This window comes from Acidovorax soli (assembly GCF_900107605.1).
Lineage (GTDB): Bacteria > Pseudomonadota > Gammaproteobacteria > Burkholderiales > Burkholderiaceae_C > Acidovorax > Acidovorax soli.
Genome location: NZ_FNQJ01000035.1, coordinates 1 through 14,861, shown reverse-complemented (window position 1 = coordinate 14,861; position 14,861 = coordinate 1). Strand labels below are relative to the sequence as shown.

Genomic DNA, 14,861 nt, shown 5'->3' with positions numbered 1-14,861 from the left:
TCCAAATGGCTTCAGCGCTTATGCATCGAGCGCTGGAAGCTCATTTTCCAACAGCAAATCCCTACAGTCTCCGCGCCATGGCAATGTGCGCAATGCCTGCTTCCTCATACGGCTCGCCCACCACAGAGAAACCGGCGCGGCGGTAAAAGCCTTCGGCATTGCGCTGGGCGTGCAGCCGTACCTCGCTGTCGCCCCGGGCGCGCGCGGCCTTGACCAGCGCGTCCAGCAACTGCCGCCCCCATTGCACGCCGCGCACCGAGCGGTCCACCGCCATGCGGCCGATGCGGCCCACGCCCGGCGCCTGCTGCAGCAAGCGGCCGGCGGCAATGGGCATGCCCAGCCGGTTGTAGAGCACGGCATGGCGGGCCGAGATGTCCTGCACGTCGGCCTCGATCTCGGCGGGGATGCCCTGCTCATGCACGAACACCGCGGTGCGCACGCGGCCCGCATCGCGGCCCAGGGTGTTCCAGTCGCCGGTGCGCACCTCGGCCATGTCGGCGCCCGCCTCAAAATCCTCGAAGATGGCGCGCAGCGCAGGCGGCACCGGGCGCGAGGTCTGCGTCGCGGGGTCGGCAAACACATAGACCAGCTCGCCCGACACCAGCAGCCGGTCGCCGCTGAAGATGCCCGCCTCGAACAGGCTCGACGAGTTGCCCACCCGCGCACAGCGCAGGCCCACATCCAGCGTGTCATCGAGCCGCGCCGAGGCATGGTATTCGAGCGTGGCCTTCTTCACATACATCTCGCCGCCCAGCGCCAGCATGCTCGACTCGTACGGCAGCGCCAGCGCGCGCCAGTAGTCGCTCATGGCCGTGTCGATGTACATGAGGTAGTGCGCGTTGAACACGATCTTTTGCATGTCCACCTCGGCCCAGCGCACGCGCAGGCGGTGAACACAGCGGAAGTCACTGCGTTGCATCAATTCTCGTTACTCCAGGTGAAATGCCAGGCGCAGCGCACGGGCAGCGTCGGCATGGGCCTTGCGCGCTTCGGGGATGGCGCGGCCCATCTTGATGAATTCGTGGGTCACGCCCCGGTAGATGTCCAGGTCCACCGGCACGCCTGCCAGGCGCAGCTTGTCGGCGTAGTCAACGCCCTCGTCCACCAGCGGGTCGCATTCGGCCAGGCCGATCCACGCGGGGGCCACGCCCTCCACATCGGGGGCGAGCAGCGGGGCGAAACGCCAGTCTTCGCGCTCCGCGCGGCTTTGCACATAGTTGCCGAAGAACCAGCTGATGGCGGGCTCCTCCAGCACCAGGCCCCGTGCAAAGGTGGCGTGCGAGGGCGTGTCCTGGTGGGCCGCACAGCCGGGATAGATCAGCAGCTGCAGCGCCAGCGGCAGGCCGGCATCGCGCGCCAGAACGGCGTTGACGGCGGCCAGCGTGCCGCCCGCGCTGTCCCCGCCCACGGCCAGGCGCGCCGGGTCTGCGCCCAGTGCCTGGGCATGGGTGGCCAGCCATTGCAGGGCATCCCAGGCATCGTTGCTGGCCGCGGGAAAGCGGTGCTCGGGCGCCAGCCGGTAGTCCAGCGATACCACCATGCAACCCGCCAGACGCGCCAGCTCGCGGCACAGGATGTCGTGCGTGGCAATGCTGCCGATGGTGAAGCCGCCCCCATGCAGATACAGCAGCAGCGGCAGGCCCGTGTCGGTGGACGGCGCATACAGCCTGGCAGGCAGCGCATGGCCGTCGCGGGCCGGAATCTGAAAATCCTCCACGCGCGCCAGGGTGGCCTTGGGTACCTCCAGCACATCGGCGCCGGCCTGGTAGGCCATGCGGGCATCCTGTGGGGAGCGCGTATGCAGCGGCGCATGGCCCGCTCGGGCCATGCGTTCCAGCACGCTGCGCATCTGGGGGGTCAGGCGGGTATGGTGAATGTGCAGATCGGTCAACGGTCAGGGTCTCGAACAAAAGCCCGCACAGCGCGGGCCGGATCAACAAGGGGATGGATTTACCTGAAGCTCAGCCGCACAGGCGTTGCACCCGGCAGGCCGCCGTAGGTGGTGGTCACCGACAACCCGGCCCTGGGCGGCAGCAGCGGCGAAAACGAGCCCAGGCTGATCAGGTCACCCGGCTGCATGGCCAGCCCCTCCTGCGCCAGCGCACCGGCCAGCCACACCACGGCGTTGAGGGGATGGTCCAGGATGTCGCTGCCCTTGCCACCGCCCAGGCGCGCGCCCGCGCCATCAGTCAGCGACACGTTCATGTCGGCCAGCGCCTTGAGCATGGCATAGCGCTCGGCACGGTAGGCGGGCACGGCCAACGGCGCACCAGCCACGCCCAGGCGCGCACCCACGTTGATGGCGCTCACACCCGCGCCGTTGAGCTTGGTCGGGGCCTGCACCATGAGGTCGGGCAGTTCGATGAACGGGATGACCTGGTCCACCGCATCCAGCACTTCCATGGGCGTGCGGGCCTGGTTGATGGCGGCGCTCTTCACGCGCACCAGCATGTCGGCCTCGTACAGCGGACGGGCACCAAACGCCGCATCCACCGTGGCGCCGCTCTGCAGCACCATGCCTTCGTAGAGCTTGCCCCACACGGGCTTGTCGGTGTTGAAGCGCTTTTGCACCGCCGGGTTGGTCAGCCCCGCCTTGTAGCCAATCACCTTGCCCAGGCGCTGCGCCAGCAGCTGGTTGAGCTTGCCGCGCGTGCAGGCGCCATCGGCTTCGGACAGGTCTTCAGGGTTGGCGGCCGGGGTCCTGGCGACATAGTGGGCCACCAGGTCAGCGGTCTGGGCGTCGGTCAGGCACTGTGCCTGCGCGGCTGTCGCACAAGCGACGACCCCGGCCAGGGCGGTGAGGGTTTGCTTCATGGTCATGCGTGTCTCGGGGTTGTAAAGTGTTTGCAAGCATCGTAAACGCAACTCCACCCACTGCCATGTCTCTCATCTACTACGTCACCCAGGTCCAGTTCGAATTCGGCGCCGTCCAACTCCTCCAGCAGGAATGCGAGCGCGTGGGCATCACGCGCCCCCTGATCGTGACCGACCCCGGCGTGAAGGCCGCGGGCGTGCTGCAAAAGGCGCTGGACGCCCTGCCCGGCATGACCGTGGCGGTGTTCGACCAGACGCCGTCGAACCCCACCGAAGCCGCCGTGCGTGCCGCCGTGCAGATGTACAAGGCCCAGGGCTGCGACGGCCTGATCGCCGTGGGTGGTGGCTCGGCCATCGACTGCGCCAAGGGCATTGCGATTGCCGCCACGCACGAGGGGCCGCTCACCCACTACGCCACCATCGAGGGCGGTTCGCCCCGCATCACCGACCGTGCAGCGCCCCTGATCGCCGTGCCGACCACCAGCGGAACCGGCAGCGAGGTGGCACGCGGCGCCATCATCATCGTGGACGACCACCGCAAGCTGGGCTTTCACTCGTGGAACCTGGTGCCCAAGGCCGCCATCTGCGACCCCGAACTCACGCTGGGCCTGCCCCCCATGCTCACGGCCGCCACCGGCATGGATGCGATTGCGCACTGCATGGAGACCTTCATGTCCGCCGCGTTCAATCCCCCGGCCGACGGCATCGCGCTCGACGGCCTCACGCGTGGCTGGGCCCACATCGAGCAGGCCACCAAAAACGGCAGCGACCGCGACGCGCGCCTGCACATGATGAGCGCCAGCATGCAAGGCGCCATGGCGTTTCAGAAGGGGCTGGGCGCCGTGCACTCGCTCAGCCACAGCCTGGGCGGCGTGAACCCGCGCCTGCACCACGGTACGCTCAACGCCATGTTTCTGCCCGCCGTGGTGCGCTTCAACGCGCAGGCGGAGTCGGTGCAAAAAGACAAGCGCCTGGAGCGCATGGCCCATGCCATGGGTCTGGCCGCAGCGGGCGACATCCCCGAAGCCATCCGGGACATGAACGCCCGCCTGGGCCTGCCGACCGGCCTGGCGGCCATGGGCGTGACCGAAGGCATGTTCGACGACATCATCCAAGGCGCGATGGCCGACCATTGCCACAAGACCAATCCGCGCATCGCCACGCCCGAGGAATACCGGGACATACTGGCGCAGTCGCTCTGAGCCTGGGCAGGGAACCGGCAGCGCACGCCAAAAGCAATACGCCGCGCACATCGGGCCACGGCAGCCCCGCCGGCCTCATACGGTTTTGCCTTCAAACGTATAACTTCGTTGGTTCGCCTTGCCGTGCTAGAGCACTGTCTGCGGCTTCCCGCCTAGTTATCCGCTTGAATGCAAGACCGTATCAGACCATGTAGTCGGAGGCCTCGGGCCGTACGGTCCAGTCGATCGGGTCTTGCTGGAGCACCATGTCGATGTCATAGCCCAGCATCAACCCCACCTCGCCCGGGAAGGACACCGCCATTTCCTTTTCGCCCATGTCGGCCTCGCGAGCACGGGCGCGCCACGATGCCAGGTGGATCACCCCCGCCAGCGGCTCGTAGGCGTTGTTATCGAGCGGAGCGCTCTGGTGCTGCAGGGCGTCCACCACCACCTCAGGAAACTGCCAGCGCTGCGCCAGCCCGGCGCTCACGCTGCCATAGCAGTAGCCCAGAACGCGCTGCTCGATCTTGGCCCGCCGCATATCGAACGGCGACATCAGCGCGTTGATCGGCAAGAGGATGTCCGGTGCGGCCAGGTGCATCAGCAGCTCGCCCAGCGCATGCAGCAAACCTGCGGTGTAGGCGGCAATCTGGTTGTGGTGGCCGATGCCCGCCAGGGAACGGGCCAGCTTGGCCGTATTGAGGCTGTAGCGCCAGAACTGCTGCATGTTGATGCCCGGCACCGAACGCGAAGTGGTGCCCAGCGGCGCGGAAGAGACCAGGGTCCGCAACTGCGCCACGCCCAGCAGCGCCAGCGCCTCGGGGATGCCGACAATCTGGCGCTGCATCTGGAACGCCGGCGCATTGGCCACCTCCAGCAGCCGCGCGGCCAGTGCCGGATCGGTGCCAATGAGCTGGTTGGCCCGACGCAGGCTGGGCTCCTCATGGCCCAGTTCGGTCATCAGCAGCGCCACGGCGCGCGGAAGACTGGGCAGAGCCACAGGGTGTGCCAGCAGTGCGTTCAGCTCCATGGGGTACAGCGCCTCCGGTTGAGATGCTGGCGATTATGTACCCGGTTGTTACCGATTTTTGGACTGCAACTTGGCGAAGGCCGAGGCCATGGCGGACTGCTGTGCCGGCTCGGGCGCACGGCGCTGGGCCTGTGGCTGCTGGTAGCCGCGCCCTGCCCCTTCAAAGCGGTTATCGCGTGGTGCGCCCCGGTCGCCAGACGGACGCGGTGGCGCATCGCCCAGCTTCATCGACAGGCCAATGCGTTTGCGCTCCACGTCCACTTCCATGACCTTGACCTTGACGATGTCGCCGGTCTTGACCACCTCGCGGGCGTCGTTGACGAACTTGTGCGCCAGCTGGCTCACATGCACCAGGCCGTCCTGGTGCACCCCGAGGTCGATGAAGGCACCAAACTGGGCCACGTTGCTCACGGTGCCCTCCAGGATCATGCCTTCCCTGAGGTCCTTGATGTCTTCCACACCATCGTTGAAGCGCGCCACCTTGAAGTCCGGGCGCGGGTCGCGGCCGGGTTTTTCCAGCTCGGCCAGGATGTCCTTGACAGTGATCACGCCGAACTTGTCGTTGGCAAACAGCTCGGGCTTCAGGGTCTTGAGCATGTCGGCACGGCCCATGAGCTCGGCCACGGGTTTGCCCGTCTTTTCCATGATCTGCTCGACCACGGGATAAGTCTCGGGGTGCACGCCGGTCATGTCCAGCGGGTTGTCACCGCCACGGATGCGCAGGAAGCCCGCGCTCTGCTCGAAGGTCTTGGCACCCAGCCCCGCCACGTCCATCAGCTGCTTGCGGCTCCTGAACGCACCATTGGCCTCGCGCCAGCGCACCACGGCCTTGGCGACGCTGCCCGACAGGCCCGACACGCGGGAGAGCAGCGGCACGCTGGCCGTGTTCAGGTCCACACCCACGGAGTTCACGCAGTCTTCCACCACCGTACCCAGGGTGCGCGCCAGCTCGCTCTGGTTCACGTCATGCTGGTACTGGCCCACGCCGATGCTCTTGGGGTCGATCTTCACGAGTTCTGCCAACGGGTCCTGCAGGCGGCGCGCAATGGAAGCAGCGCCGCGCAGGCTCACGTCCACGTCAGGCATCTCTTGCGAGGCGTATTCGCTGGCGCTGTACACCGAGGCACCGGCCTCGCTCACAACCACCTTCTCGATAGCTGCTCGCGCTTGATCCGTCTGCGCTACAGGCACTTTTGACATCAATTTGATGAGCTCGGCCGCCAGCTTGTCGGTCTCGCGGCTGGCCGTGCCGTTGCCAATCGCGATCAGGTTCACACCATGCTTCTCACACAGCCTGGCCAGCGTGTGCAGCGCGCCATCCCAGTCGCGGCGCGGCTCGTGCGGGTACACGGTGGCGGTTTCCACGAGCTTGCCGGTGGCGTCCACCACGGCCACCTTCACGCCGGTGCGAATGCCGGGGTCCAGCCCCATCACCACGCGCGGGCCGGCAGGTGCCGCCAGCAGCAGGTCGCGCAGGTTGTCGGCAAACACCTTGATGGCGACCTTCTCGGCATCGTCGCGCAGGCGGGCGAACAGGTCGCGCTCGGTGGAGAGGCTCAGCTTCACGCGCCAGGTCCAGGCCACGCACTTGCGCAGCAGGTCGTCGGCGGGGCGGCCTGCATGGCTCCAGCCCAGGTGCAGGGCGATCTTGCCTTCGGCAATGCTGGGCTTGCCGGGTTCTGGCTCCACCGGCAAGACCAGCTTGGCTTCGAGGATTTCTAGGCCCCGGCCGCGGAACACGGCCAGCGCACGGTGCGAGGGCACGCGGCCGATGGGCTCGTCGTAGTCGAAGTAATCGCGGAACTTGGAGACCTCGGGGTCGTTCTCGTTCTTGCCTTCGACCTTTTTGCTGCGCAGCAGGCCCTCGGCCCACAGCCATTCGCGCAGGGATTGCACCAGCACGGCGTCCTCGGCCCAGCGCTCGCTCAGAATGTCGCGCACACCGTCGAGCACGGCGGGCACAGTAGAGAAATCGGCACCCGGCTTGCCATCGTCCAACACTTCGGGCGGCCTGGTAAATGCCGCGGCTTCCCTCGCGGGGTCGAGCATGGGGTCGGCAAACAGCTTGTCGGCCAGCGGCTCGATGCCGAACTCGCGCGCAATCTGGCCCTTGGTGCGGCGCTTTTGCTTGAAGGGCAGGTAGATGTCTTCCAGCTCCTGCTTGGTCGGCGCGGCGGCTATGGAAGCACGCAGCGCGTCGGTCAGCTTGCCCTGCTCGTCGATGCTCTTGAGCACGGCGGCACGGCGGTCTTCCAGTTCGCGCAGGTAGGACAGGCGCGCTTCCAGCTCACGCAGCTGGATATCGTCGAGCCCGTTGGTCACTTCCTTGCGGTAGCGCGCGATGAAGGGCACCGTGGCGCCGCCATCGAGCAGCTCCACAGCGGCCTTGACCTGTTGCTCGGTGATCCGGATTTCTTCGGCAATCTGCCGGACGATCTTTTGCATGGCGTTCTATTCTGCGGACACATCAACGGGAAAAGCGGGCGAGTGTGCCACATGCGACGAACCTGGCCGCGCCAGCGGAGCCGGGCGTCTTGCGCGGAACAGCTCCTCTTTTGATAGCTGCAAGATATCTCCAGAAAAGCGCTTGCGGCATTTTTCAGGGTGAATCACACCAGGCTTGACAGCACCCGGGGGCGCCCAGCAGGCCACGCCACCGCTATCCGAGCCGAGCTATGCGCCGTGCGCCCCCTGGCGCAGCGGCTGGGGCGCACCATCGATTGGCAGCACCACGCGAATGCAGGTGCCGCCCTCCTCGGGCCGGACCAGTTCCAGAGCCCCGCCCATCTGCACCGCCCGGCGGCGCATGCCCTCCAGGCCAAAGCCCGGCAGCCGGGTGCCAGAAGCCGTGGATGCCTCGGGCAGGCCCCGCCCGTTGTCGCAGACCTCCAGGCACCATGCGCCCGGTTCCCCGACATAGTGCAGTCGCACCGCCACCTGCGTGGCCTGCGCGTGCTGCAGCACGTTGCTCAAGGCTTCCTGCGCGATGGAGACCAGGTGCTGGGCGCGCGCACCACAGGGCGTTGCAATGCCATCTGCGGCCTGGACCTGCCACGCCATGCGGATGCCACGCCGGTCCAGCACCGGCTGCATGCGGTGGCGCAGGCGCGCCAGGCGATCGGTGAGCATGTCGGCACCGCTGTCCATCGAATCCACCACCAGGCGCAGGTCCAGCAGACACTGCTCCAGCGCCCGCAGCGCCTGCGAATGGGCTGGCACTTGGGGGTCCAGCAGCCCCATGGTGTTGACCAGTTGCGAGCCAACGTTGTCATGCAGCTCCCGGGCGATGCGCTGGCGCTCGGCCTGCACTTCGGCACTGGGGCGGGGATTGCGCCGTGGCCGCCACTGCAGGGCGCGCGGAAGCTGGACCAGGATGAGCAGCCCCAGCAGAGTCTGGCCAATGAGCTGGACGGCCACAAGCCACTGCACGGCGGGGGAGCTCAAGGCCCAGAAATGCCCCACCAGCAGAAGGCCCAAGATCCATTGCACCAGCCAGAGTGCCAGGCAGACCAGGGCAAAACGGGGCGGGCTGGTACGAAACATGTCGGCACATTCGCGGCAACCGCGGCGCCTAGAACAGCCCCCGCAGCGACGCAAACCGCACAGCCTGGGCGCGGGTACGCACCTGCAACTTGCGGTAGATGTTACGAATGTGCGTGTTCACCGTCATGGTGCTGATGCGCAGGTTGGTGGCAATTTCTGCGGTGGTGTAACCGCCGGCCACCATGCGCAGGACATCCTTCTCGCGGTCGGACAAGAGCTCGGCTTCGGCGGGCTCCTGGCGCCTGGGCGGATCGGCATGGGTCTTGTCAAACCGCTGCAACAGGCGGCGCGCCAGGGTGGGCGTGATGGACGCACCGCCATTGACCACCTGCAGCACTGCCTGCGCATAGTTGCCAAACCACGAGTTCTTGCCGAGGTACCCGGTGGCACCCAGCTCGAAGGCGCGCAGCACTTCGTCTTCGTTCTCCATGACGGAGATCACCACCGCCTCGGCCGAGGGGCGCACGGTCTTGAGGTAATCCAGCAGCTCGAAGCCCTCGCCGTCACCCAGGTGCAAATCCACCAGCAGCACATCGAACTCGTGCTGCTTGATGGCCTTGCGCCCCTCACGCAGGCTGGACGCCTGCGCCACCACCAGGGTGCGGGGGTCCGCCATGAGCTCTTGTGCAATCACCAGGCGGATATGCGCATCGTCATCCACCAGCAATACCCGCACCGGGTGATCTGTCTGCCCCACCAGGAAATCAGGCCATACGGACGCCAGGCTGCCATGTCCGACCAAGGGCCCCTCACCGGCGCCACTGTCGTGCGACCCGGAGGAAAGCCCGGCCATGCGGTGCTCGGTGGAAACGATGGTCATACAACCTCCAAACGGGTGCGAAAGCCCCTGCACGGGGCTATTCACTGCCACGCGCGACGTCCAGATGCCGACACTAAAAGAAACACCAGCAAACATCTACATCCAAAAATATCAATTTACATACGTTGCATAAGTTACAAATAAGAACTACCTGGATCGCATGTAACCGCAGCCCTGCTGTCACAGAGGCGTTATGCGTTGCGCCTCGTCTGCCCCCAGTGCTTGCGAGGGAAGGCTGGTGCCCGTGGCGTCTGCCGCAGGCAGCAGGCCAGTCCGGCGCAAATGCGTTATCCACGCCTCCAATCCGGCGTTCTTTCTTCAATGCGTGGCGCGCAGACGCAGCGAACTGCACACACCCGCCACCACCGCAAAGGCCGCGGCAAGCAGCAAGGCCACCCATTCGCCTGTGCCATCGTGCGACGGCCACAGGGTAAAGATAGTGGCCAGCAGAACCGCCCCCATGGTCTGCCCCGTCAACCGGGCCGTGCCCAGCATGCCGCTGGCCGCGCCACTGCGGTGCAGCGGGGCCGAGGTGACGATGGTGTGGTTGTTGGGCGACTGGAACAGCGCAAAACCCGCGCCGCACAGTGCCATGCGCCAGACCATGTCGAAGGCAGACGGGACGGCCGGCAAGGCCGCCAGCAAAAGCAGGCCGCAGGCGAACACCCCCATGCCGATGGCCCCCAGCAGGCCATCCGCGTAGCGGCCGATCAGGCGCCCCGCGATCGGCGCTGTCACCACGATGGCCACGGGCCAGGCGGTGATCAGCAACCCCGCCTGCAAGGGAGTGCGGCCCAAGCCCTCCAGCAGCAAGAAGGGCAGCACCAGATAGGCCAGGGTCTGCGCACAAAACGCGCCCACCGACGACCCCATGGACAACGCAAACACCGGAATGCGCAGCAGATCCACCGGAAACAGGGGTGCAGCCAGGCGCCACTGGCGGCGCAGGTACACCCAGCCCACCACCACACCGGCAGCCAGCAAGCCCCAGGCCTCGGACGAGGCGCCGGCCCGCCCCGCGCCGTGGGCAGCGCCCAGCCGCTCGCCCCCCACGAAGATCAGCGTGAACATCAGCACGTTGAGCACGACATCCAGGGCCGCAGGGCGGGGTTGCACCACCGCGCTGGGTGGATTGAAGGGCAGCGCCCGCCATCCCAGCCACAGCGTCAAGGCCCCCAGGGGCAGGTTGAGCGCAAACAGCCAGGGCCACGGCGCCACTGACAGGATGCCCGCAGCCACCGAGGGGCCAGCCACCGAGGCCAGCGCCACCACCATGGAATTGATCGCCAGGCCGCGCCCCAGTTGCGCGCGCGGATAGGTCAGCCGCACCAGGGCGGCATTCACGCTCATGATGCCGGCCGCACCCAGCCCCTGCACAGCCCGGGCCACAATCAGCGTGGCCAGCGAATCGGCCAGCATGGCTCCTACCGACGACAGCGCAAACAGCGCCATGCCGACGAGGTACACGCGCCGATACCCCAGTCGCTCGCCCAGCGATGCCAGTGGCAGCAGCATGACGAGCGTGGCGATCTGGTAGGCATTGACCACCCAGATCGCGTGGGCCGCGCTGGCATTGAGCTCGCGCGCAATGCCCGGCAGGGCCAGGTTGACGACGCTGCCATCGAGCACTGCCATCGCAATACCCAGAATGATGACCAGCATGGCGCGGTTGCGCGCTGGCAGGGGCAGGCCGTCGGTTGGCCCGTTGTCGGCCTGGTTGGCCTGGTTGGCTTGGTTGGCTGGATTCATCGGTTCAGACGCCACTGCTTGGCGCCACGGAGGGCTCGCAGGCTCAGTCGGCGCGCAATGCTGCGCGCAGCTGCGCTCCCAGCGCGGGCTTGTCGGCAAAGGGATCGGTGGGGTTGCGGGCCTGCAGTATGTCTTCCATGCGGGTCTGCACTGCGCCTATCGCCTTGGGATGGCTGTAGATATAGAACTGGTTGGCCGCCACGGCATCAAACACCTTCTGTGCCACTTCGGCGGCCGTCACCTTGCCGGCGCTGACGGCCTTGTTGATCATGGCCTGGCCGATAAGCTGGCTCTGGGTGGGCTGGTCACCCGCCAGCCCATCGGGGCGGTTGCGCTGGCTTTCGTTGATGCCCGTGGCCACGAAATACGGGCACAACACGCTGGCGCCCACCTGGTCCGTCACCAGTGAAAGATCCTGGTACAGCGTTTCCGACAGGCTGACCACGGCGTGCTTGCTCACGTTGTAGATGCCCATGTTGGGCGGCGCCAGCAGGCCCGCCATGCTGGCGGTATTGACAATGTGGCCGCGCCACTGCGGGTCCTTCCTGGCCGCCTCCAGCATCATGGGCGTGAACAGGCGCACGCCGTGCACCACGCCCATGAGGTTCACGCCCAGCACCCATTCCCAGTCTTTCACCGAGTTTTCCCACACCAGGCCGCCCGCACCCACGCCGGCGTTGTTGAACACGAGGTGCGGTGCGCCAAAGCGCTGCGCCACATCCACAGCCAACTGCTCCATCTGGGGGGTGCTCGAAACATCCACCTTGCGGGCCAGCACCTGGGCGCCTGCCGCCTGCATCTCGGCAGCAGCGGCATCGAGTGCGTCCTGCTGCACATCCACCAGCACCAGGTTCATGCCCAGGCGGGCGCCAATGCGCGCGCATTCCAGGCCAAAGCCCGAGCCTGCGCCGGTGAGGACGGCGGTCTTGCCAGCAAAGTTGTCGATCATGTTGCGTGTCTCCTGAAGAATTTCTGTTGAGGAATGGTGCGAGGCCGTGGACCCAGGCGCTGCCCGTCGCGCGGGACGCCGAGCAAGGGCCGCCCCGCTGCGAAGGCGTCGTCCCCCTCCCCGGCGAAGCCGAGAGAAGGGGGAAGCGGGGCAGCCGCTCAGGGGGATGCCCTCAACACATAGCCGATGCGGGGAAAGTGCACATGCACCGTGCCGGCACGCGGATCGGTGCGGCGCAGGCTGTAGCGCGTTCGTGTGGCGGCGATGAGGGTGCCGGCGGTGGGCTCGGTGCCAAAGCTCTCGGCCGCCACCGTGACCTCGTCCCCCAGCGCAATGCCGTGCTCGTCCTGAAAGACGTCGTTCACCACCGGCAAGGGTTCGGCACCGGCTGCCACCGTGATGGCGTCGGCGGCGCTGAATTTCTCCATGCGGCCGTGTCCCAGGGCCGCCACCCGGTCCATCCACTCCAGCACGGCGGGCGTGGCCTGGAAGATGTCGGCCATCACCGGCACGCACTGGCGCGTGAACCACAGCGGGTGGTAAGCGGCAAAGTCGGCCACGCAGGGCTCGGCGCCAAAGGTGAAATCATGTTCTTCTACCATGTGCGCCAGGCGCCGCAGATACGAGCGGTAGGCCGCCGTGGCGTCCTGCGGGCGCAGACGCAGCATGCCGGCGCTCATCTGGCGGCGGTCTTCGCCAAAGGCCTGGGCCGCCTGGGGTGCCACATGGGCAAAAAGCGCCTGGGCACCGCGCGGTTGCAGGTTGTAGGCCATGGCGCTCTGGAACAGGGTGCTGTCGGCCCACTGTGCAAACACGCGCGCCACGCCCTTGAGATGGGGTGGAAACAGCACCGGCTCGGGGTGCTCATGTTCGAGCACCTCGCAGATCAGCGCCGAGTCGCAGTAGATGTCGGCGCCGATCTGCAGAAACGGCGTCTTGCGGTAGCCGCCCGTGAGGGCCATCACATCGGGCTTGGGCGCGATGCTGGGAATGATCACCGACTTCCAGGGCAACTGCTTGAAGCCCAGCACCAGCCGGATCTTTTCCGAGAAAGGCGATGAGGGGTAGTGGTGCAGGATCAGGGCGGTCATGGGCAATCTCCAGCGCAAGCATTGAAACAGATGGCCGTGCAGGCATCAGCGCCGGCACTGCTCAGGGCGGGCTCCACAGCATCTCGATGTGGGGAATGCCATCTTCGAGGTAAACGTCAGACACCGCCACAAACCCCAGGCTGCCATAAAAACGCTGCAGATGCGCCTGCGCGCTGATGCGCACCGCCCTGCCCGGCCAGACCTGTCGGCAGCGGTCCAGCCCCTGCACCATGAGCGCGCGCCCCATGCCGCCGCCGCGCGCCGCGCGGGCCGTGACCACGCGCCCGATGGAGGGCTCGGGGTAGTTCACGCCCGGGTCCACCACGCGCAGGCAGGCCTGCAAGGCCCCGGCATCGTCATACCCCAGCAGGTGCCAGGATTGCTTGTCCGCACTGTCCGGGTCCTGGTAGGGCCCCTGCTCCAGGATGAACACCTTGCAGCGCAGGGCCAGCGCATCATGCAGGGCATGCACGCCCAGGTCGTCGAAGCGGGCCCAGGTCCAGCGCAGCACGGGCGGCAAGGCAGCCATGTTCAGACCAGCTTGACGAGCTGCTTGCCGAAGTTCTTGCCCTTGAGCAGGCCCAGAAAAGCCTCGGGTGCCGCCGCAATGCCTTGCGCAATGGTCTCGCGCGGGCGCAGCTTTCCGGTGCCCACCAGGGTGCCCAGCTCTTGCAGTGCCTCGGGCCACACCTCCATGTGCTCACTCACGATGAAGCCTTCGACCTTCATGCGGTTGATCAGCATGAGCGCGGGGTTGGCCATGGGCAAGGGCTGGCCGTCGTAACCGGCGATCATGCCGCACAGGGCGATGCGGCTGAAGGCGTTCATGCGCAGCATCACGGCGTCCATGATCCATCCACCCACGTTTTCAAAGTAGCCGTCGATGCCGTTCGGGCAGGCATCCTTGAGGGCCTTGGACATGGCCTTCACGTCGCTGTGCACCTTGTAGTCAATGCACACGTCAAAGCCCAGCTCTTCCACCGCATAACGGCACTTCTCGGCGCCGCCCGCAATGCCCACGGCGCGGCAGCCGCGCGCCTTGGCCAGCGCGGCAAAGGCGCTGCCCACGGCACCCGTGGCGGCGCTCACCACCACGGTGGCGCCCGCCTTGGGCTCGATGATCTTCACCAGGCCATACCAGGCCGTCACGCCCGGCATGCCCACGGCGCCCAGGTAGTGCGACAGCGGCACATGGGCGGTATCCACCTTGCGCAGCGCGCCCACGGCATTGCCATCGACCACGCTGTATTCCTGCCAGCCGCCCATGCCCACCACCTTGTCACCCACGGCGAACCTGGGGTTTTGGCTCTCGGCCACTTCGCCCACGGTGCCGCCGATCATCACCTCGCCCAGCGGCTGCGAGGCCGCGTAGCTCTTGCTGTCGTTCATGCGGCCACGCATGTAGGGATCAAGGCTCAGGTAATGGTGGCGCACCAGCACTTCGCCGTCTTGGAGCGCGGGGGTGTCAGTGGCCACCAGCTTGAAATTGCTGGCCACGGCCTCGCCCTGGGGGCGGTTGTCGAGCACGATTTGTTGATTGCGTGGCATGAATGGCTCCTTATTGCTACTGTTTTAATAGCTAATTGCGTGGCGGTCTCAAATCTGAAGTGCAACACCGCTGGTTGATATTCAATGAATGGTAGCGGAGCTTTTCTCGGCGATAGCAGCCATGAATCGCTGGAAG

The 14,861-nt window shown here is 66.5% G+C and carries 13 protein-coding genes; 1 reads left to right on the top strand and 12 read right to left on the bottom strand.

The annotated features are described in order from the left end of the window. Nucleotides 1–61 precede the first annotated feature (61 nt). Genes BLW02_RS16730 through BLW02_RS16720 form a run of 3 tightly spaced genes read right to left on the bottom strand, consistent with a single transcriptional unit; the run spans nucleotide 62 to nucleotide 2,820 of the window. Complete coding sequence (locus tag BLW02_RS16730; protein ID WP_092700532.1) at nucleotides 62–919, bottom strand: YbgC/FadM family acyl-CoA thioesterase; 858 nt, start codon at nucleotides 917–919, stop codon at nucleotides 62–64. A gap of 9 nt (nucleotides 920–928) precedes the next feature. Further along, nucleotides 929–1,891, bottom strand: a complete 963-nt coding sequence (locus BLW02_RS16725; protein WP_092700529.1) for an alpha/beta hydrolase — start codon at nucleotides 1,889–1,891, stop codon at nucleotides 929–931. A 59-nt stretch (nucleotides 1,892–1,950) separates the two neighbouring features. Next, the gene (locus tag BLW02_RS16720; RefSeq protein ID WP_092700526.1) at nucleotides 1,951–2,820 is read right to left on the bottom strand and encodes a 2-keto-4-pentenoate hydratase; all 870 of its coding nucleotides are present in this window, start codon (nucleotides 2,818–2,820) and stop codon (nucleotides 1,951–1,953) included. 59 nt (nucleotides 2,821–2,879) lie between these two features. On the opposite strand from BLW02_RS16720, the gene BLW02_RS16715 reads away from it, so the two are divergent. Further along, nucleotides 2,880–4,016: an iron-containing alcohol dehydrogenase gene (locus BLW02_RS16715; RefSeq protein ID WP_092700523.1), complete on the top strand. Its 1,137-nt coding sequence runs from the start codon at nucleotides 2,880–2,882 to the stop codon at nucleotides 4,014–4,016. Between the two features lie 181 nt (nucleotides 4,017–4,197). On the opposite strand, the gene BLW02_RS16710 is transcribed toward BLW02_RS16715, so the two are convergent. From BLW02_RS16710 to BLW02_RS16670, 9 genes are all read right to left on the bottom strand, one after another. Further along, nucleotides 4,198–5,025, bottom strand: coding sequence for an HDOD domain-containing protein (locus BLW02_RS16710; RefSeq protein ID WP_092700520.1), 828 nt, complete (start codon nucleotides 5,023–5,025; stop codon nucleotides 4,198–4,200). A 48-nt stretch (nucleotides 5,026–5,073) separates the two neighbouring features. After that, nucleotides 5,074–7,470: a Tex family protein gene (locus BLW02_RS16705; RefSeq protein ID WP_092700517.1), complete on the bottom strand. Its 2,397-nt coding sequence runs from the start codon at nucleotides 7,468–7,470 to the stop codon at nucleotides 5,074–5,076. A gap of 228 nt (nucleotides 7,471–7,698) precedes the next feature. After that, nucleotides 7,699–8,568, bottom strand: coding sequence for a sensor histidine kinase (locus tag BLW02_RS16700; RefSeq protein WP_092700514.1), 870 nt, complete (start codon nucleotides 8,566–8,568; stop codon nucleotides 7,699–7,701). 28 nt (nucleotides 8,569–8,596) lie between these two features. Further along, nucleotides 8,597–9,388, bottom strand: a complete 792-nt coding sequence (locus BLW02_RS16695; protein WP_244273736.1) for a LuxR C-terminal-related transcriptional regulator — start codon at nucleotides 9,386–9,388, stop codon at nucleotides 8,597–8,599. 318 nt (nucleotides 9,389–9,706) lie between these two features. Then, a complete protein-coding gene (locus BLW02_RS16690; protein WP_092700512.1) occupies nucleotides 9,707–11,137 on the bottom strand; it encodes an MFS transporter in 1,431 nt (476 codons plus the stop codon). A 43-nt stretch (nucleotides 11,138–11,180) separates the two neighbouring features. Then, nucleotides 11,181–12,086, bottom strand: coding sequence for an SDR family oxidoreductase (locus tag BLW02_RS16685; RefSeq protein ID WP_092700509.1), 906 nt, complete (start codon nucleotides 12,084–12,086; stop codon nucleotides 11,181–11,183). Nucleotides 12,087–12,244: 158 nt separating this feature from the next. Continuing rightward, entirely contained in the window at nucleotides 12,245–13,177 is a 933-nt protein-coding gene (locus tag BLW02_RS16680) for a glutathione S-transferase family protein (RefSeq protein WP_092700506.1), read from the bottom strand. A gap of 61 nt (nucleotides 13,178–13,238) precedes the next feature. Next, nucleotides 13,239–13,706 (bottom strand): GNAT family N-acetyltransferase, encoded by a 468-nt coding sequence (locus BLW02_RS16675; protein WP_034711725.1) that lies wholly within the window; start codon nucleotides 13,704–13,706, stop codon nucleotides 13,239–13,241. Between the two features lie 2 nt (nucleotides 13,707–13,708). Then, entirely contained in the window at nucleotides 13,709–14,725 is a 1,017-nt protein-coding gene (locus BLW02_RS16670; protein ID WP_092700503.1) for an NADP-dependent oxidoreductase, read from the bottom strand. Nucleotides 14,726–14,861 lie beyond the last annotated feature (136 nt).

Bases quoted from the DNA above. Each gene is read 5' to 3' on its own strand.
- BLW02_RS16730 (WP_092700532.1), bottom strand. From the start codon at position 919: ATGCAACGCAGTGACTTCCGCTGTGTTCACCGCCTGCGCGTGCGCTGG.
- BLW02_RS16720 (WP_092700526.1), bottom strand. From the start codon at position 2,820: ATGACCATGAAGCAAACCCTCACCGCCCTGGCCGGGGTCGTCGCTTGT.
- BLW02_RS16715 (WP_092700523.1), top strand. From the start codon at position 2,880: ATGTCTCTCATCTACTACGTCACCCAGGTCCAGTTCGAATTCGGCGCC.
- BLW02_RS16710 (WP_092700520.1), bottom strand. From the start codon at position 5,025: ATGGAGCTGAACGCACTGCTGGCACACCCTGTGGCTCTGCCCAGTCTT.
- BLW02_RS16705 (WP_092700517.1), bottom strand. From the start codon at position 7,470: ATGCAAAAGATCGTCCGGCAGATTGCCGAAGAAATCCGGATCACCGAG.
- BLW02_RS16700 (WP_092700514.1), bottom strand. From the start codon at position 8,568: ATGTTTCGTACCAGCCCGCCCCGTTTTGCCCTGGTCTGCCTGGCACTC.
- BLW02_RS16695 (WP_244273736.1), bottom strand. From the start codon at position 9,388: ATGACCATCGTTTCCACCGAGCACCGCATGGCCGGGCTTTCCTCCGGG.
- BLW02_RS16690 (WP_092700512.1), bottom strand. From the start codon at position 11,137: ATGAATCCAGCCAACCAAGCCAACCAGGCCAACCAGGCCGACAACGGG.
- BLW02_RS16685 (WP_092700509.1), bottom strand. From the start codon at position 12,086: ATGATCGACAACTTTGCTGGCAAGACCGCCGTCCTCACCGGCGCAGGC.
- BLW02_RS16680 (WP_092700506.1), bottom strand. From the start codon at position 13,177: ATGACCGCCCTGATCCTGCACCACTACCCCTCATCGCCTTTCTCGGAA.
- BLW02_RS16675 (WP_034711725.1), bottom strand. From the start codon at position 13,706: ATGGCTGCCTTGCCGCCCGTGCTGCGCTGGACCTGGGCCCGCTTCGAC.
- BLW02_RS16670 (WP_092700503.1), bottom strand. From the start codon at position 14,725: ATGCCACGCAATCAACAAATCGTGCTCGACAACCGCCCCCAGGGCGAG.